The sequence below is a fragment of the Roseiarcus fermentans genome, assembly GCF_003315135.1.
GTDB classification, from domain to species: Bacteria; Pseudomonadota; Alphaproteobacteria; order Rhizobiales; family Beijerinckiaceae; genus Roseiarcus; species Roseiarcus fermentans.
The window spans coordinates 22,949-40,199 of the sequence record NZ_QNRK01000029.1 but is presented as its reverse complement, the minus strand read 5'-3'; the positions used below and the strand labels follow the sequence as shown (position 1 = coordinate 40,199).

Annotated in this window: 14 protein-coding genes; 12 read left to right on the top strand and 2 right to left on the bottom strand. The window is 67.4% G+C overall.

From position 1 onward, the window contains the following. Positions 1–507 precede the first annotated feature (507 nt). Positions 508–2,142: an ATP-binding cassette domain-containing protein gene (locus tag DFR50_RS22315; RefSeq protein WP_245428046.1), complete on the top strand. Its 1,635-nt coding sequence runs from the start codon at positions 508–510 to the stop codon at positions 2,140–2,142. After that, a complete protein-coding gene (locus DFR50_RS22310; RefSeq protein ID WP_113891476.1) occupies positions 2,139–3,818 on the top strand; it encodes an ATP-binding cassette domain-containing protein in 1,680 nt (559 codons plus the stop codon). The genes DFR50_RS22315 and DFR50_RS22310 overlap by 4 nt, the downstream gene beginning before the upstream one ends. Here DFR50_RS22310 and ectB read toward each other — a convergent pair. Continuing rightward, entirely contained in the window at positions 3,782–5,092 is a 1,311-nt protein-coding gene (gene ectB, locus DFR50_RS22305; RefSeq protein WP_281017055.1) for a diaminobutyrate--2-oxoglutarate transaminase, read from the bottom strand. The two genes, DFR50_RS22310 and ectB, sit on opposite strands and share 37 nt — an antisense overlap. A gap of 364 nt (positions 5,093–5,456) precedes the next feature. Here ectB and DFR50_RS22300 point away from each other — a divergent pair, with 364 nt between their 5' ends. Continuing rightward, a complete protein-coding gene (locus DFR50_RS22300) occupies positions 5,457–6,986 on the top strand; it encodes a pyridoxal phosphate-dependent decarboxylase family protein (RefSeq protein ID WP_113891475.1) in 1,530 nt (509 codons plus the stop codon). A 1-nt stretch (position 6,987) separates the two neighbouring features. Here the strand turns inward: DFR50_RS22300 and DFR50_RS22295 are convergent, their stop codons facing one another. Beyond that, positions 6,988–7,842, bottom strand: coding sequence for a helix-turn-helix domain-containing protein (locus DFR50_RS22295; RefSeq protein ID WP_170153340.1), 855 nt, complete (start codon positions 7,840–7,842; stop codon positions 6,988–6,990). Positions 7,843–8,026: 184 nt separating this feature from the next. On the opposite strand from DFR50_RS22295, the gene DFR50_RS22290 reads away from it, so the two are divergent. The 9 genes from DFR50_RS22290 (at position 8,027) to DFR50_RS32235 (ending at position 17,144) form a co-directional block, all read left to right on the top strand. Next, positions 8,027–9,523 carry an aldehyde dehydrogenase gene (locus DFR50_RS22290; RefSeq protein ID WP_210209005.1) on the top strand — a complete coding sequence of 499 codons (1,497 nt, stop codon included), beginning with the start codon at positions 8,027–8,029 and terminating at the stop codon, positions 9,521–9,523. A 53-nt stretch (positions 9,524–9,576) separates the two neighbouring features. After that, positions 9,577–10,902 carry an ABC transporter substrate-binding protein gene (locus tag DFR50_RS22285; RefSeq protein WP_425376086.1) on the top strand — a complete coding sequence of 442 codons (1,326 nt, stop codon included), beginning with the start codon at positions 9,577–9,579 and terminating at the stop codon, positions 10,900–10,902. An 18-nt stretch (positions 10,903–10,920) separates the two neighbouring features. Next, on the top strand, positions 10,921–11,664 hold the full coding sequence (locus DFR50_RS22280) for an ABC transporter ATP-binding protein (protein WP_113891472.1): 744 nt from the start codon (positions 10,921–10,923) through the stop codon (positions 11,662–11,664). Further along, positions 11,651–12,373 (top strand): ABC transporter ATP-binding protein, encoded by a 723-nt coding sequence (locus DFR50_RS22275; protein ID WP_113891471.1) that lies wholly within the window; start codon positions 11,651–11,653, stop codon positions 12,371–12,373. Before DFR50_RS22280 ends, DFR50_RS22275 begins: the two co-directional genes overlap by 14 nt. Next, the gene (locus DFR50_RS22270) at positions 12,370–13,266 is read left to right on the top strand and encodes a branched-chain amino acid ABC transporter permease (protein ID WP_113891470.1); all 897 of its coding nucleotides are present in this window, start codon (positions 12,370–12,372) and stop codon (positions 13,264–13,266) included. Before DFR50_RS22275 ends, DFR50_RS22270 begins: the two co-directional genes overlap by 4 nt. Then, entirely contained in the window at positions 13,263–14,312 is a 1,050-nt protein-coding gene (locus DFR50_RS22265) for a branched-chain amino acid ABC transporter permease (RefSeq protein ID WP_113891469.1), read from the top strand. Before DFR50_RS22270 ends, DFR50_RS22265 begins: the two co-directional genes overlap by 4 nt. Before the next feature lie 4 nt (positions 14,313–14,316). Beyond that, entirely contained in the window at positions 14,317–15,102 is a 786-nt protein-coding gene (locus DFR50_RS22260; protein WP_113891468.1) for a coniferyl-alcohol dehydrogenase, read from the top strand. A 47-nt stretch (positions 15,103–15,149) separates the two neighbouring features. Beyond that, entirely contained in the window at positions 15,150–16,592 is a 1,443-nt protein-coding gene (locus DFR50_RS22255) for an aldehyde dehydrogenase (protein WP_113891467.1), read from the top strand. Positions 16,593–16,967: 375 nt separating this feature from the next. Continuing rightward, positions 16,968–17,144, top strand: coding sequence for a hypothetical protein (locus DFR50_RS32235; RefSeq protein WP_170153339.1), 177 nt, complete (start codon positions 16,968–16,970; stop codon positions 17,142–17,144). Positions 17,145–17,251 lie beyond the last annotated feature (107 nt).

Genomic DNA, 17,251 nt, shown 5'->3' with positions numbered 1-17,251 from the left:
CGCGGCTCGCCGACAACCGGCCTCTCCTGCGCGCTCGACCATGGGCGGCCGACCGGAACCCCGTGTTCGGCGAGCGGCTTTCCCGGTCGATTGTCCCGGTCATCGCGACGAGCGGCCAGGACCGTCATCGCCCTGTCCCACGATTCCCGTTATCTCGAGGTCGCCGACAGGGTCCGCTCGATTTCGGTCGCATCGTCGAACGCCAGATGAAGGCCGTCCCATGAACGGACTCGACACGCTCGCTGTGTTTCGTCACGAAATCCGTCCGGCGTGGGTTTCGGAACGGAATGCGCTGTGTCGGCGCCATGCCGGCGGCAGATTTCGCCTGCGCCGAACGCCCTCGACCGACGCAGGGCGCGCGATCCCAGGCCGGGCGCCGACAATCCCGGAAACAGCGGCGCCAGCGGCGCGCTTCGCCATGACCAGCCTCCCCCGAGACCGCCGGGACTCGAGGACTTAGGGGCCATGGCGAGCAACCGGGCAGGAAGCGGGCCAAACTTGCCCGGAATGCGGCTGGCGGCGCATTGCCTCGCCTATGCGCCGCGACTGACGCTGTTCGCCTTCGCCCTCGCCATCGTCGTGAGCGCAAGCCAGATCGCGGTCCTCGCCGGCGTCGGGCAGGCGGCGTGGCGCGGGGCGCGGGGCGAATCGTCCATCCCCTACCTGCTGGCGGTCCTGGCCGCCATGGCGGCGCTGTTCACGGCCCATCTGGCGAGGCTGAGGGTCGGCGCGCAGCTTGTCGAGCGGGTGATGTCGGGAATCGCCGACGCCGTCCTCGAAGTGTTCGCGGCGCTCGAGCCGCGGGAGGCGGAGCGTTCGCAGGCGAAAGCGCTGTTCGACGCGGCGATCCGCGACCTGTCGCTGCTGCCGCAGGCGCTCGATCTGCTGGTCAGCGCAATGCAGTGGCTGGTCCTGGTCGTTATCGGCGCAGCAGCGGTCATCAGCCAGGACCTGTCGGCTGCGTTCCTGGCGCTGATCCTCGCGACCGTTGGCCCGCTGGTGTACCATTTCGTCGGCCGGCGCGCGCTCGTGCTCAACCGGACGGCGCTCGTTGCCGAAGAGGCCTTCGCGGCGAACCTCGACGATCTGCTCCTGGCCCTCGGCCAGCTCAAGGGCGACCGCGACGCGCTCGGCGACTTCATGGCCAACCAGCTCATTGCATCCGAACAGCGTTCCGCCGGCGCAGCGCGCCAGCTCACCCGGGTGTCCGTTTCGGGGATCGCCGCCATGGATTTTTCCATCTACTGGATTTTCGCCGCCTCGGTGATCCTGTTTCCGGCAACCGGGAGCGCGAGCCCGGCGTTCGTCATTCTCACCGTCTTCTGTGCGGTCTGGGACGGCGCCGAGAGCGCCTACAGCGCATTGCCGCTCCTGACGCGCGGCGACGCCGCCTCGCGCCGCCTCGAACGGATCGCGCAGATCGATGTCGACACGGACCGCGCATTGACCTTCATCGACGACCGGGCCGACGCGCCGCCGCGGGCGTCGTTCAAGAGCCTCGTCCTGTCCGACGTCGGCTACCGCTATGCTCCCTACCCGCGGATGGCGACACAGGACGTCAATCTCGCCATTTCGCCAGGGCGCGTGGTGTTCGTGACGGGGCCGAACGGCAGCGGAAAGACCACGCTGCTCAAGCTCATCGCCGGGGTTTATGCGCCGGCGTCCGGGCGCATCGAGGTCGATGGACGGCCGGCGCGCCCGTCCGAGTTGCGGCGGCTCGCCGCGCTGGCGCTGGCCGAACCGCACATCCTGCGCCGATGGCCCGGATTCTGGGATCGATTCGGCGAGGATTTGCGCGCCCTGCTGCCGACCTTTCATCTTGCGGACAAGGTGGAGATCGTCGGAGATTCGGTCTCGACGACCACAGCCCTGTCGCTCGGCCAGCGAAAGCGCCTGGCCCTGGTCGCCGCCCTCGCGCCGGGCCGGCCTCTGGTCGTGCTCGACGAACCCATGGCCGACCAGGACCCGCAGTTTCGCGCCTTCTTTTACCAGACGCTGCTCGACCTATGGCGGCGCGAGGGACGCGCGGTCGTCGTCGCCACCCACGATGACCAGTATTTCGACCGCGCCGACGTCAGGGTGGACATGCGGGACGGACGAATCGTGACCATGTCCCCGGCCGTTGCGGATGTGGAAGCATGAATATCCTGCGCATGGTGTTCGCGATCCGCCCGCGCTTCTGGACCACCCTGGCGGTGGTCATGGCGCTTGCCGTTCTCATCGAGGCGACGACCTTGACCGTGCTCGCGCGCACGAGCGCCGGGGCCGGCTTCGATTCCGACAGCGTGCGCTTCGTTGTGGGCGTCTCTTTGGCGGTGCTGATGATTGTCGCCTTGCGAAGCGCCGCGATGCTCTGGCTTCAGTCCTGGTTCCTCGCCGCCGTCTCGCGTCTGCGGCTTCGCATTGCAGCGCGATTGTCCCAACTCGCGCCCGAAACCGTGGAGCGTCTCGGGCCGGAGCGGTTGCGCCTGGCGCTTCTCGTCGAGGGCGCCCGCGTTCGGGATTCGGTGGAGGTCGTGACCGACACGGTGTTTTTCGTGGCGGTGCATCTGGTGATGATTGCCGGCGTGATCGCGTTGGCGCCGATGCTCGGCGCCGCCATTTTCGTCACCTACGCCTTTGCATTCAGCCTGTTCGTGCTGGCGAACCTCAGCCGCGGCGACCTCGGCGAAGACCTGAGCGCGCAGGAGCAACAGTGGAGCGGCGACGTCGAAGGCCTGAGACAGGGGGTGGCTGTCCTCAAGCTCTTTCCCCATGCGGCGCGGCTCTATCTGACCGAGGCCTGTCAGGCCGGAATGGCGCGGATCGGCGCCATGCGGACGGCGCAAAGCCGCGCCTCCGCGCCCCTCGTCGCGGCGGCCAACATGATGTTCCTGGCGTTGTCGGCAGCCATCGTCTGCGCCATGCCGCTGGTCGCCGCCGACGAGCGACGCGTTGCGCTCGGCGCGATCGCCACGGTGCTGGCGTTCCCGCCCCTGTCCCTGGTGCGGTTCTTTCCGGTCCTGGTTCTGGCGGACCAGGCGGCGGGCGAGCTGCTGCGTCTCGCCCGCGAGCTCGACGCCGCGCCGCGCGAGCCACGGCCACGGCGCGCGGGGGGCGAGCCCTTCGCCGCCCTGTCGGTCGTCGACGTCGTCTACGACTATGCGACGGAGGGAGACGCCGCGCGATTCCGGGTGGGCCCCGCCGTCTTCGAAGTCGAGGCGGGCGAGATCATTTTTCTTGTCGGCCATAACGGCTCTGGAAAATCGACGATCCTGAGCCTTCTGGCCGGGCGGCGCGATCCCTTGCGCGGGACGATCGCCATCGACGGGGTCGCCGCCCATGCGGCCGACCTGCGCATGCTCAGCTCCACCATCCTGTCCGACCACCACCTGGGTCGGGTCGTCTGCGGCATGACCGCCAGCCAGCGCGCAGCCTTCCCGGCCGCCCTCGACAGACTCGGCGTCGCGGACAGCGTTTCGCCCTCCGGCGAGATGCGCCTCGAGGGCCTCTCGCGCGCCGATCGCCGGCGGATCGCGCTCGCCGACTTTCTCGTGAGGCCGCGGCCGCTTCTGATCCTCGACGAGTGGGCAGCCGACCAGTCGCCCGACTGGCGCCTCTGGTTCTACACCGAACTCCTGCCCGAGCTGCGCCGGGACGGCGTGACCGTGATCGCGGCGACCCATGACGACCGGTTCCTGGCGGTCGCCGACCAGGTCGTGACCATGCGGGCCGGTCGGGTGGTTTCAATCGAACGCAACCGCTCGCCGGCCTTCATGGGTCGCGCCCGGCCGACCTCGGCTCAATCGCCGGAAGCCAGTTCGGCGCCGCGCCCATAATCGTTTGCGACAAGCGCAAAGGCTCCGTCCAGGCGCCCAAGCGCATCGTCCATGTCCTCGGCGGAGACGTTCAGCGGGGGAAGGAACTTGACCACGTCGCCTTTCGCGCCCGAGGTCTCCACCAGGACCCCGGCTTGGTAAGCCTCGTGGCACACCCGGGCGGCGAACTCCCCGTCGCCGCAAGCCACGCCGCGAAGCAGGCCGCGACCGCGCGCCGACCACCTCGACGGGTCGCTCGCGACCAGTCTCGCAATCCAGGCGTCCAGCGTTTCGATGGCGTCCGCGAGCCGGCGCAGGAATGTCTCGTCTCTCCAGTAGGCGAGCGCCGCCCGCGCGGTGACGAAAGCATGATTCTGGCCGCGGAAAGTCCCGTTGTGCTCGCCGGGCGCCCAGACGTCGTGTTCAGGGCGCATCAGCACCATGGACAGGGCGAGCCCGTAGCCGCTCAGGGACTTCGAGAGACAGACGAGGTCCGGTTCGACGCCGATGTCCTCGAAGCTGAAGAAGGTTCCCGTCCGGCCGCATCCCGCCTGGATGTCGTCGATGATGACCAGGCTGCCGATGTCCCGGGCCAGTTTGCAGAGGCGGCGCAGCCAGCCTGCGGACGCGCACAGACCGCCGCCCTCCCCCTGAACCGTTTCCAGCAGGAACGCGGCGGGAGGATCGATGCCGCTTCCCGGATCCTGAACCATTTGGGCGATCAGATCCGCGGTGTCCACCGAGGGTCCGAAGTAACCGTCGTACGGCAGCCATGTCGTCTGACCCAAGGGCACGCCCGCGCCCGCGCGCTTGGCGCGGTTCGCCGTGACCGCCAGCGAACCCAGCGTCACGCCATGGAATGCGTTGGTGAAGGCGACGACGTTCGTTCGCCGCGTGACTTTTCGCGCGAGCTTGAGCGCCGCCTCGACGGCGTTCGTCCCGGTCGGGCCGGGAAACATCATTTTGTACTGCAGCTTCCTCGGACGCAGGATCGTCTCTTCGAAGCCGATCATGAATTCGGCTCGGGCTTTTGTCCGCAAATCGAGCGTGGAGACAATTCCGTCCATCTCAATGTAGTCGAGGAGCGCCCTCTTCAAGGGATCCGGGTTGTGCCCATAGTTCAACGCGCCACACCCGGTCAGAAAATCGATGTATTCCGCCCCCGCAGCGTCCCAGACTTTGGCGCCCTTGGCTCGGCTCAGGACGGCGGACATGCGCCTGCTGTACCAACGCACCTCCGATTCAAGTCCGTCGGTCAGCTCTGTTGGCCTTATCCTGATTATCTTATCCTTCACGACGGCACCCTTGATGACGGCAACTTTTATAAGTCTATCAAAACCAACTAAAAAAGTCTACTCACACGTTTTATAAAATATCTCAGTTATGTCCTGGTTATGCTCTGGCATTAATATTCAGTGTTACAACAAAGATACAGCAACGCGCACCACGACCAGCGAGATCGTAATGAAGTCGTAGCCTCTGTTATGGCGTTAATAAGAGATATGGTCATGTTGGGCGCAACAGACCGCAGACAATTCGGCAGAAGACTTTACCCGGAGCGAAACGACGCATAGTCTGAACCCCAACCCGCAGTGACCCGCGTTCCGGATCTCGCCGCGATCTTGACGACGTAAACTATACAGACGAAACGACAGTCCGATGAACGAAGCGAGCCAGGTTTGCGGGAAGGCGGCCTTTGAGGAAGGTCGAGGACGCGCCGTCGAATGGGCGTTTCTCGACGGGACCGACCGGTCCCGGGCGTTGTTCGAGCAGGCGCTGACGTCAGCGCTGAGCCAGATTCGAACCGGATGGTCGCGCGCAACCGCGCCGACGAGCGGCGCGGCGTTCGAAGACCTGCGGGCGACCTTCGCGGCCCTGGAAATCCTCCCGGAGAAGGGGCTGGGACTCGACTTCGTTTCGCAGGAAGCAGGCGAACGGATCGGCGCGCACGCCGTGTCGGTGTGGCATCCGAACTATGCCGGCCACCTGCACCCGCCGCCCATGCTGCCGTCGCTGGTTGCGGAAATCTTCATCGCGGCGACCAACCAGTCGCTCGACTCGTTCGACCAGGCCCCGGCGGCGACGACGATCGAGCGCCTCCTGATCGAATGGCTGGGAACGCTCGCCGGTTTCGGCGCGTCCGCCGACGGCGTCTTCACCACCGGATCCACCGAAGCCAACATGATGGGCCTCCTGCTGGCCCGGGAGCGCGCGGCGACAACCCTGGCCGGCTGGTCGATCGCCGCCGATGGCCTGCCGCCGGAGGCGGCGCGCTGGCGCATCCTGTGTTCGGAGTTCGCGCATTTTTCGGTCCGCAAGGGCGCGCACGTCCTCGGTCTCGGCGACCGGGCGGTGGTTCCCGTAGCGGCGCCGGACGGCTCTCTCAGCGGCCCGGCGCTCGCGGCGGCGATCGAGCGGCTGCTGCAGGACGGCGACCGCCCGATCGCGCTGGCGCTCACCGCCGGAACGACCGACCTCGGATCGATCGACAGGATCGGCGAATGCGCGACCGTCGCGCGCGACCACGGCCTTTGGGTCCACGTCGACGCCGCGGTCGGGGGGGCGCTGCTGCTGAGTTCCCATGCACGCCTGCTCGACGGCGTCCATCTCGCCGACTCGATCGCCTTCGACTTCCACAAGCTCCTGTTTCAGGCCGTCGGCTGCGGCGCGTTCGTCGCGCGCGACGGACGGGCGCTGTCGGCGCTGAGCCGGGATATTCCGTACCTCGACCGCATCGACGACGCCTTCGACCCGGGCCCGAATCTGGTCGGCAAGTCCCTGCTCACGTCTCGACGTTTCGAGGCGTTGAAGCTTTGGATGTCGCTGCGCGCCCTCGGTCGCCAAGGCGTCGCCGAAATCGTGGATGCGACCCTTTCCAACGCCCGGAGAGCGGCGGAAGCCATCGCGCGCAGCCCGGCCCTCGAACTGCTCGCCGAACCGGTCACCAACATCGTGATCTTTCGCTGGCGCAGCCCCACCGCCGACCCGGCGGAGGTCGACAGGATCAACCGGATGCTGCCGAGTTCGCTGTGGCGAAAGCAAACCGCGGTCATCGGACGAACGACCTACCGCGCGGCCCCGGCGCTGAAGCTGACGATGCTTCATCCCAACGCGAGCCTCGAAGCGATTGATGGGCTGGTTTCGGCGATCGAGACCGGCGGTCGCGAGTTGCTCGACGCTCACGACTAAATTAGGGCCAGGCCGTGTAGGATGTCGGCGGGGCCGGAAGCGCGGTTCGCGCCGCCCTTCGATAGTCGCCGGGAGTAAGGCCGGACAATCGTCGAAAGAACCGATTGAAATAGGCAGCGTCGCGAAAGCCGAGGCTGTAGCCGACTTGCTCGATCGGTTGGGCCGTGTCTCGCAAGCGCAGGCGGGCTTCTGCGACCAGTCGCTCGTGGACCACCCGTTGCGGCGGACGCCCGAGGGCCTTCACGCAGGCGAAATGCAGGTGCGAGCGGGTGACCCCGAGAAGTTGGGCGAAATCGTCCACCCCGAGATTGTCGCGATAGCGCAGTTCCACGAGCTGGCGAAAGCGCTGGGCGGTCGGCGCCCCGGCGTCGAGCGCATCGGATTCCCGCGCCAGCCCGCAAGAGCGCCAGAGATGCATCATCAACAGGCCGAGATAGAGCGAGCCCATCGCGGAAGCGCCAGGGCCTGGATCGCGGGTTTCGCGTTCGAAACCATCGAACAGGGCCTCCATCTCGGCGAGGCTCGAGCCCAGTCGCGAGGCCGGCGCCAACACCGTGCGGTCGATCAGCGGCCGCAACTGAGCGCCCAGCCGGCTTTCCCCGATGCTGCTCCAGACGACGTCCTCGGTCGCCAGCAGCGTCGCGCCGTCGCCGCCGGCGAACAGGCGGAACTCGCCTCGCTCGGCAAACGGCGTCCAGAGAACCTGCGGCGCCGACAATTCGAGCAACGGCCCATTGCGAGTCCCGAAGCTGCCGGTCCCGCGGCGCAGGAAGAAGGCGCGAAAGCAGCGAATCCCATCGAGACTCTGCGTAGCCCACGTCCGATCCGCGATTGCGGCCTCGATCCGCGTCGCCACGAAGGACGGTCGATGAGGGTTTCCGGTGACGAGCGGAGGTCTGGGCCGATGCGCGGTCATGCGCCGTCGCGTGTAGCGTGTCTCGAGAGAAGTGCAAGAAAATTGGATAAATGTCCATTGTGAAGCAGGATGCGCGTCCGTCTAATGGACGGGAACCGGAAAAAAGGCCGACAAATTCCGGGAGATGAGGCGCCGCGGGTTCCCGCCGCCTCGAACAAGGGAGGTCGCACTGTTCGAGGTTGGCCTTCTGGTTCATGGCCGAGAACTCCCGAGTTCCGACGGCGCCGTCTACGAGCGGCTGAACCCGGTCACCGGCGAGCGCGCCACGCGGGCGGCCGCCGCCAGCATCGCCGACGCCAACGCCGCCGCCGCCTCGGCGGCCTCCGCCTTCCCGCGATGGTCCGGCCTGGGCCCGGGAGAGCGCCGAGCCCGACTGAGCGCAGCAGCGGCCGAACTCGATCGGCGCGGCGACGATTTTTGCGAGGCCATGGCCGAGGAGACCGGAGCGACCGAGGCTTGGGGCCGGTTCAACGTCGCGCTCGCGGCGACCATGCTGCGCGAGGCGGCGGCGATGACGACTGCGATCACCGGAGAAATCATCCCCTCCGACAAGCCGGGCGTGATCGCGATGGCGCTTCGGGAACCGGTCGGCGTGGTGCTCGGACTGGCGCCCTGGAATGCGCCGGTCATTCTCGGCGTCCGCGCCGCCGCCATGCCCTTGGCGTGCGGCAACACCGTCGTTCTCAAGGGTTCGGAGATCTGTCCGCGAACGCACCGTCTGATCGGCGAGGTGTTTCACGCGGCCGGTTGCGGCGAGGGCGTCGTCAATGTCGTCAGCAACGCGCCCGCCGACGCTGCGCGGATCGTCGAGGCGTTGATCGCCCACCCAACAATCCGCCGGGTCAATTTCACCGGGTCCACCCGGGTCGGACGGCAGGTCGCGGAGCTCGCCGCGCGCCATCTCAAGCCCGTGCTCCTGGAACTCGGCGGCAAGGCTCCGCTCCTCGTTCTGGACGACGCCGATCTCGACGACGCCGTTGCGGCGGCGGCGTTCGGGGCCTTCATGAACCAGGGCCAGATTTGCATGGCGACGGAGCGGCTGATCGCGGATGAGAGCATCGCCGACGAATTCGCGCGCCGCCTGGCGGCGAAAGCCGCGACATTGCTCGCCGGCGATCCGCGCAAGGCCAAGGCGCCGCTCGGCGCGCTCGTCGGCCTCGAGGCGGTGGAACGGGTCAACGCCCTGATCCGAGACGCTGTTTCCAAGGGCGCCCATTTGCTGGTGGGCGGGCCGGCCACGGGCGTGTTGATGGACGCGACCGTGCTGGATCATGTCACCCCGGCGATGCGGGTTTACAGCGAGGAGTCCTTTGGGCCGGTCGTTGCGATCGTGCGCGTGTCGGGGGTCGACGAGGCGGTGCGCGTCGCCAACGACACGGAATACGGACTGTCCGCCGCGGTGTTCGGCCGCGACGTGGGCCGGGCGCTCGCTGTCGCGCGGCGCATCGATTCCGGCATTTGCCACGTCAACGGCCCGACGGTGCATGATGAAGCCCAAATGCCCTTCGGCGGCGTCAAGGCTTCGGGTTATGGCCGGTTCGGCGGCGCGGCCGCAATTCACGAGTTCACCGAGCTTCGCTGGATCACCCTCAATTCCGGCAAGGCCCGTTATCCGATCTGAACGATGACCATAACGGCGCCGACGCCAAGGACGGCGCAAATTGGGAGGAAGCCATGACTGATGGGTTGAACTCTGTGTCTCTCGCCGCTCTTGGGCCGTCCGTGTCGCGGCGCGGATTGATGCTTTCCGCGGGCGCCGCAGGCCTTGCCTGGGCGAGCGGCGCCGGGCGCGCCTTCGCAGCGGCCGAGAACGTGCTGCGGGTCGGCTTCATCAGCCCCCGCACCGGACCGCTCGGCGGCTTCGGCCAGACCGACGGCTATGTGCTCGAACTCGCCCGTGCGGCGCTGAAGAACGGTCTCAAGGTCGGCGACAAGACTTACGACGTGCAGATCCTCGACCAGGATACGCAGTCCGACCCCTCTCGCGCCGGGCAATTGGCGAAGTCGCTGATCAACGGCGACGGCGTCGATCTGATGCTGGCCGTCTCCACCCCCGAGACCATCAATCCGGTGGCGGACGCTTGCGAAGCCGCAGGCGTCCCCTGCCTCTCGACGGTGATGCCCTGGGAGGCCTGGTACTTTGGCCGAGGCGCCAAGCCAGGGGCGCCGTCGCCCTTCAAGTGGACCTATCATTTCGGCTTTGGCGGCGGGGAATTCTTCAAGACCTACGTCTCGCAATGGAACCTGATACCGACCAACAAGAAGGTCGGGGTCCTCTATCCCAACGACGCCGACGGCAACGCGATCCGCGCCAATCTGGCGCCGGCGCTCGGCAAGGCCGGCTTCACGATCGTCGACCCGGGCCCCTACGAAGACGGGACCACCGACTATTCGGCGCAAATCGCCCTGTTCAAGAAGGAGAGGTGCGAAATCTTCAACACCTTCCCGATCCCGCCCGATTTTGCCGCCTTCTGGCGCCAGGCGGCCCAGCAGGGCTACACCAAGATGGTCAAGATCTGCCAGACGGCGAAGACGGGCCTCTTCCCGTCCGACATCGAGGCGCTCGGCCAGCTCGGCTACAACATCTCGAGCGCCGCATACTGGCACAAGGCCTTCCCCTACAAATCGTCGCTCACCGGCGTTTCCGGCGCCGAACTCGCCGACGGATATGAAAAAGCGTCGGGAAAACAGTGGACCCAGCAGCTCGGCGCCACGCTGTCGCTGCTCGACGCCGGCGCTTCCGCGTTGCAGGCGAGCAGCAACCCGAAGGACAAAGCCGCGGTCGCCAAGGCGCTCTCGACGCTGAAGACGACGACCATCGCAGGACCGGTGGACTTTACCTCCGGCCCGGTTCCGAACGTCTCTCCGGGGCCGATCATCGGCACCCAGTGGATCCGCGCGCCGGCCGGCTCGAAGTTCCGCCTCGATTATGTCGTGACGGAAAACGCGACGGATCCGAACGTGCCTGTCGGGGCCAAGCTCATTCCGTTCAACGGCTGATCCGGCAAGCCGAAGCGCATGAGCCATCCGACGACGATGCTGCTGACGGCCAGGGACATCCACAAGCGCTTCGGAGCGCTTGTGGTTCTGGAGGGCGTCGACTTCTCCGTGGCGCATGACGAAGCCGTCGGCATCGTCGGGCCCAACGGAGCCGGCAAGACGACGCTGCTCAGCATTCTGTCCGGGGCCCAGCCCTCTTCGTCGGGCGCTGTCGCGTATCGGGAGCGGGACGTGACGACGCTCGACAGCGCGGCGCGTTGCCGGCTCGGGATCGTCCGGACTCACCAGATCCCGCGGCCTTTCGGCGGCATGACGGTTTTCGAAAACGTCTTCGTCGCCGCAGCCAACGGCCGCTGCAAGCGCGCAGAGGCCTATGACCGCGTCGTCGACGCGCTCGCCCTCTGCGGCATGAGCGAGGTCGCCAATCGGCGCGCCGAAACGCTCGGACTGCTCGACCGCAAGCGCCTCGAACTGGCGCGCGCGCTCGGGGCCGACCCGGGGCTCCTGCTGCTGGACGAGATCGGCGGCGGGCTCACCGACGCCGAAGCGAGCGAACTGGTCGAGGCGATTCAGGAATTGCGCCGCCGAAGGATCGCCGTCGTCTGGATCGAACATATCGTCCACATCCTTCTGCAGGTCGTCGACCGTCTGGTCTGCATGGATGCGGGGCGCGTCATCGCGGACGGCGAGCCGCGCGCCGTGATGGCGGACCCCGCCGTCGTCGAAGCCTATCTCGGCGGGGACGTTCATGGCGCTGCTTGAGATCAGCGGGCTCACGGCGCGCCACGGCCTGCTCGAAGCGGTTCGAGGGGTGAGCTTCTCGCTCGAAAAGGGCAAGACGCTGGCGCTCGTCGGGGCCAACGGCGCAGGCAAGACCACGCTCCTGCGAACTCTGGCCGGGGCCCATCGGGCCGCCGCGGGGCGCATCGAATTTGCCGGCGCAGACGTCACCAACCTGCCGTCCCACAAGCGCGCCGCCGCAGGCATCGCCCTGGTCCCCGAGGGCCGCCGGCTGTTCGCCCGCATGACCGTCGAGGAGAACCTGCTGCTGGCGCGCGCGGCGGGACGACCCGGCCGCTGGACGCTGGAGGCGGTGTTCGAGGCCTTTCCCAACCTTTTGGAACGAAGGCGGAGCCGCGCCGGGAGCCTCTCCGGCGGCGAGCAACAGGCGACCGCGATCGGCCGCGCGCTGATGACGAACCCGGATTTGCTCCTGCTCGACGAGATCTCGCTCGGCCTCTCGCCGCTCGTCGTCGACCGCGTCTACCGCCAGTTGAACGCCCTGATGTCCTCGGGCGCCACCATCATCCTGGTCGAACAAGACCTGAAACGCGCGCTCGGCGTCGCCGACAGCGTGATCTGCATGCTGGAGGGTCGCATCATCCTCGACGGGCGCGCCGGCGACTTCACACGCGAGCAGGTGACCGACGCCTATTTCGGGCTCGGCGGGACGAGAGCCGCGGCCTCATGACCTGGATCAATCAGATCATCCAGGGCGTCCTGCTCGGCGGCTATTACGCGCTCATCGCCTGCGGCCTGTCGTTTCTGTTCAGCGTCATGCGCATCATCAACCTCGCCCATGGCAGTCTGGCGGTGCTCGCGGCCTACGCGCTGTTCTGGCTCGCCGATCGGTTCGGCGTCTCGCCGATCCTCGGCCTGGTCGCCGTGCTTCCGGCCATGGCGATCCTCGGATGGCTGCTGCAGAAGACCATTCTCGAGCGGAGCGCGCGGTCGGGTCGACTCGTGCCGGTGCTGTCGACCTTCGGTCTCGCGATCGTCATCGACAATCTTCTCTTTCAGGCCTACGGCGCCGACACCCGTTCGCTGGCGCCGTTTGTCGGATCGCTGTCTTACGACAGCTTCGATCTCAGCGACGACGTCTCGCTCGGCACGCTGGCGCTCATCACCTTCGTCACCGCGGTCGCGATGCTGGGGGGACTTCAGCTCTTTCTGACGCGCACGCCGCTCGGCCGAGCAATCCGGGCGACCGCGGAAGATCCCGACACCGTGGGGCTCCTGGGGATCAACGCCGGCCGCGTGAACGCGGTCGCGATGTCGATCGCGATGGTCACCGTCGGCGTCGCCGGTTTCTTCATGGCCGTTCGCGCGACCTTCGCGCCCTATGCGGGCGCCGCGCAGCTCCTGTTCGCCTTCGAAAGCGCGGTGATCGGCGGCGTCGGCTCGCTGTGGGGGACGCTGATCGGCGGGATCGTGCTGGGCGTGGCTCAGAGTTTAGGGGCGCAACTGCATCCGCAGGGCTTCCTGATCGCTGGCCATCTGACGTTCCTCGCCGTTGTGCTGGCGCGGCTGACGCTCGCTGCCCGAGGCGGGCGGCTCCGCGCCTGGATCGGAGGCGCCCGATGAGCGCTTCGCCCTTCCGGGTCGAACGCTGGACGACGGCTTCCCGCGCGTCCGTCGTCGCGGTGGCGCTGCTGATTGCGGCGCTGGCGTTGGGACCTGGTTATTTCTCCGACAATGCGATCGACAAACTGACCACGCTGTTCGTCTACGTCATCCTCGCGACGATGTGGAACGCGTTGGCTGGATACGCGGGCCTCGTCTCGATCGGTCAGCAGGCGTTCTTCGGCCTGGGCGCCTATTTCGCCGTTCGGCTGGCGGACGGAGGCATGCCGGTTTATGGCGCGCTGGCGTCGGCGGCCGCGTTGACCGGCCTCGTCTCCTGGCCGCTCTCCTACTTCATGCTGCGCCTGCGCGACGGCGAGTTCGCCATCGGCATGTGGGTGGTGGCCGAACTCTTCCATCTTCTGGTCAATCTCGATCCGCTGATCCAGGGCGAGACCGGCACCTCCCTGGTCGCGCTCAACCGGTACGGCGCGTTCGCCCGGCACGCCTACACCTACTGGATGGCGCTCGCCGGAATGTCGTTCCTGCTGCTGCTCCTGTTCGCCTTGCTGCGCAGTCGAACCGGCGCCGGCATTCAGGCGATCCGCGACAACGAAGAAGCCGCCGCGAGCGTCGGCGTCGAAGTCGCGCGGACCAAGCGGCTGATCTTTGTGCTCGCCGCGCTGGGCGCCGGGCTCGCCGGTTCGCTCTGGCTGGCGAACGCGATCACCTTCCAGCCGAAGACCTACTTCAGTCCGCAATGGACCGCTTACATGATCTTCATGGCCCTCGTCGGCGGTCTGGGCACGTTCGAAGGGGCCCTGATCGGCGCGGTGATCTTCTTCGCCATCGAGGCGCTCTTCGGCGCCGCCGGGGTCTGGTACCTGATCGGCCTCGGCGCCACTGCGCTCGGCTTCGCGCTCTTTCTGCCGCGCGGCCTGTGGGGCTGGGTGGAAGCGCGATACGGCCTGAGTCTGCTCCCGGTCGGCTATCGCCTTCGGTTCAAGACGCATTCGTCCTCGCCGGCGCAAACGCCGCGCCTTGCCGCCCAACCTCGGAGGAAATAGCCACATGCTCTTCGGCAAAACGATTGTCGTTACTGGAATCGCTTCCGGAATCGGCGCTCGGATCGGTCAGCTCGCGCTGGCGCTCGGGGCCGACGTGGTCGGGCTCGACGTCAATGCGCCGGCTTCCCCGACGGGCGAGTTCGTCAGGCTGGACATCGCCTCGGCGGCGGAGATCGAGGCCGTCGTGAAAACGCTCCCCGCTCGGGTCGACGCCCTGTGCAACGTCGCCGGCGTGTCGGGCGTGTCGGGCGCGCAGAAGACGCTGGCGATCAATTTCTACGGGCTCAGGGCGCTGACCGAAGCGGTCGCGCCGCGGCTGCGCGAGGGCGGAGCGATCGTCAACGTCGCCTCGATCGCGGGATACGGCTGGCGCGCCAACCTCGAGCGCGCCAAGGCCTTTGTCGCGGCTCCGGGCTTTCCCGACATCGCAGCCCTGCTCGTCGAGCACAATGTGCCCGACGGCGAAGGCTATCCCCTGTCCAAGGAGCTGCTGCTGCTCTGGACCCAGCAGGCGGCGCATCAGCCGCTGTTCAGGGGCCGCGGACTTCGGGTCAACGCGGTCAGTCCCGGCCCCGTTACGACGCCGATCTTCCCCGAGTTCCGCAAGCTGTTCGGCGATCCGCGGGTCGACGACGACATCGCCCGCGTCGGCCGAGCCGGATCGGCCGCGGACATCGCCCCGGCTGCGCTCTTCCTGTGCTCCGATGGCGCGCGCTGGATCAACGGCGCCAACCTGCCGGTGGACGGCGGGCTGGAAGCGTCGATCAACGCGACGGCGCTCGGCTTCTGATTGCCTCGGCGCAGCCAAACGTCAACTCAAACCCAGCAAGGTCAGCCATGAAAGTCGACTTCATCATTGACGGCGCGTCTGTCGCCGCTGCGTCGGGCGCAACGTTCACGCGCGCGGATCCTGTCACCGGGAAGATCGCCTGCGAGGCGGCGGCGGCCGGGCCGGCGGATGTGGAGAAGGTGGTCGCCGCCGCCTCGGCGGCGTTTCCCTCCTGGTCCGAGACCGGGCCAGGCGCGCGGCGCGCGCTGCTCCTCAAGGCGGCCGATCTGCTCGAGACCCGCGTGCCGCAATTCGCGCAAGCGATGCTCGAGGAAATCGGCGCAACGGGCCCATGGGCCGGGTTCAACGTTCACCTGGCCGCCGGAATGCTGCGCGAAGCGGCGGCGCTGACGACGCAGATCGCCGGCGAAGTGATCCCGTCCGACAAGCCGGGCGTTCTGTCGCTGGCGATCCGCCAGCCGGCCGGCGTCGTTCTCGGCATGGCGCCCTGGAACGCGCCGGTCATTCTCGGCGTGCGCGCCATCGCAACGCCGCTGGCTTGCGGCAACACCGTGATCCTGCGGTCGTCGGAAACATGCCCGGAGACGCATCGGCTGATCGTCCAGACCCTCAACGACGCCGGATTCCCGAAGGGCGTGGTGAACGTGATCTGCAACGCGCCCGCGGACGCGCCCGAGGTCGTCGCCGCGCTGATCGCCCATCCCGCGGTCAAGCGAATCAACTTCACCGGCTCCTCGAAGGTCGGCAAGATCATTGCGAAACTCGCGGCCGAGCATCTCAAGCCCGTCCTGCTCGAGCTCGGCGGCAAGGCGCCGCTCGTCGTGCTGGACGACGCCGATCTCGATGCGGCGGTCGACGCCGCCATCTTCGGGGCCTTCGCCAATCAGGGCCAGATCTGCATGTCGACCGAGCGGATCGTCGTCGATGCGTCCGTCGCCGACGCCTTCGTCGCCAAACTCGCCAAGCGCGCGTCCGTCCTGCCCGCCGGCGACCCCCGCGGCCATGTCGTGCTGGGTTCGCTGGTCGATCGATCGGCGGCCGAACGCATGGACGAGCTGATCGCGGACGCCGTCGCCAAGGGCGGAAAAGTCGTCGCCGGAGGGAAACGAGAGGGCACAGTCGTCGAAGCGACGATCATCGACCATGTCACGCCCGAGATGCGCATCTACCGCGAGGAATCCTTTGGCCCGGTGAAGCCGGTCGTCAGGGTCAGCGGACAGGATGAAGCGATTCGCGTCGCCAACGACACCGAATACGGGCTCTCCGCCGCGGTCTTCAGCCGCGACATCCAGCGGGCGCTCGGCGTCGCAAAGCGCATCGAATCGGGGATGTGCCACATCAACGGTCCGACCGTGCAAGACGAAGCGCAAATGCCGTTCGGCGGCGTCAAAGCCTCCGGCTACGGCCGCTTCGGCGGAAGGTCCGTCATCGCCGAGTTCACCGATCTGCGCTGGATCACGATCGAGGGGCCGCAGCACTATCCGTTCTGAGCAGAGTCCGCTGGTCCGCCCAACGAAGGTCGCGTGGGAGCGGCGGCGTCTCGCCGCCGGGGCGCCCGAGACGGGCGCCCTCCAATCGTAAGGCGCTGCGGGCAATCCTTGCTTAGCCGGGCTCCCTGTCGCAACTTCAGCGCCGCGCGGCGGCTTCGCCGACCCTGCCGCGGTCGCAGCCCCGCCACGCGCCCCGCCGTCGACCTCTCGCATGGACCTCTTGCGAGCCTCCAGCCCTGTCGAGGCTGGCGCTGCCGACGCGACGCGCCGTCCCGCCAAGCAACTCGCCTCGTCCTGAGTTCTTGAACCGGATCGCCGGATACGCCAAGCTCGCTTGCGCGCCGGCCTCGGCTCCGCTGGAAATGGAGGACGCACATGCGGATCCCGATCATTCTGGCGGCTGTGGCGCTCGCGCTCGCCGGCTGCACCGCCAATCAGGGGGTCGATCTCTCGCCGCGGACATCCTCCCAGGTCTTCGCCGGCCGCACCGTGGAAACCAATCCTTACAATCCCATCAGCTACGCGCAGAACAACACCGGGCGCGGCCGCTAGGGTTACGGTGATGCGCCCGTCATCAACAAAATCTTCGTCTCCTTGCCGATGCGCGAGCTCTGTGCAACCAACGCAAAGGGGCATTCCGGTCGTGTCATCGTCATTGC

What these genes read in the sequence shown, in the direction of transcription:
- DFR50_RS22275 (WP_113891471.1), top strand. Translation starts at nt 11,651, where the DNA reads ATGGCGCTGCTTGAGATCAGCGGGCTCACGGCGCGCCACGGCCTGCTC.
- DFR50_RS22270 (WP_113891470.1), top strand. Translation starts at nt 12,370, where the DNA reads ATGACCTGGATCAATCAGATCATCCAGGGCGTCCTGCTCGGCGGCTAT.
- DFR50_RS22280 (WP_113891472.1), top strand. Translation starts at nt 10,921, where the DNA reads ATGAGCCATCCGACGACGATGCTGCTGACGGCCAGGGACATCCACAAG.
- DFR50_RS22255 (WP_113891467.1), top strand. Translation starts at nt 15,150, where the DNA reads ATGAAAGTCGACTTCATCATTGACGGCGCGTCTGTCGCCGCTGCGTCG.
- DFR50_RS22310 (WP_113891476.1), top strand. Translation starts at nt 2,139, where the DNA reads ATGAATATCCTGCGCATGGTGTTCGCGATCCGCCCGCGCTTCTGGACC.
- DFR50_RS22290 (WP_210209005.1), top strand. Translation starts at nt 8,027, where the DNA reads ATGAGGCGCCGCGGGTTCCCGCCGCCTCGAACAAGGGAGGTCGCACTG.
- DFR50_RS22285 (WP_425376086.1), top strand. Translation starts at nt 9,577, where the DNA reads ATGACTGATGGGTTGAACTCTGTGTCTCTCGCCGCTCTTGGGCCGTCC.
- DFR50_RS22260 (WP_113891468.1), top strand. Translation starts at nt 14,317, where the DNA reads ATGCTCTTCGGCAAAACGATTGTCGTTACTGGAATCGCTTCCGGAATC.
- DFR50_RS22315 (WP_245428046.1), top strand. Translation starts at nt 508, where the DNA reads ATGCGGCTGGCGGCGCATTGCCTCGCCTATGCGCCGCGACTGACGCTG.
- DFR50_RS22300 (WP_113891475.1), top strand. Translation starts at nt 5,457, where the DNA reads ATGAACGAAGCGAGCCAGGTTTGCGGGAAGGCGGCCTTTGAGGAAGGT.
- DFR50_RS22265 (WP_113891469.1), top strand. Translation starts at nt 13,263, where the DNA reads ATGAGCGCTTCGCCCTTCCGGGTCGAACGCTGGACGACGGCTTCCCGC.
- DFR50_RS32235 (WP_170153339.1), top strand. Translation starts at nt 16,968, where the DNA reads ATGCGGATCCCGATCATTCTGGCGGCTGTGGCGCTCGCGCTCGCCGGC.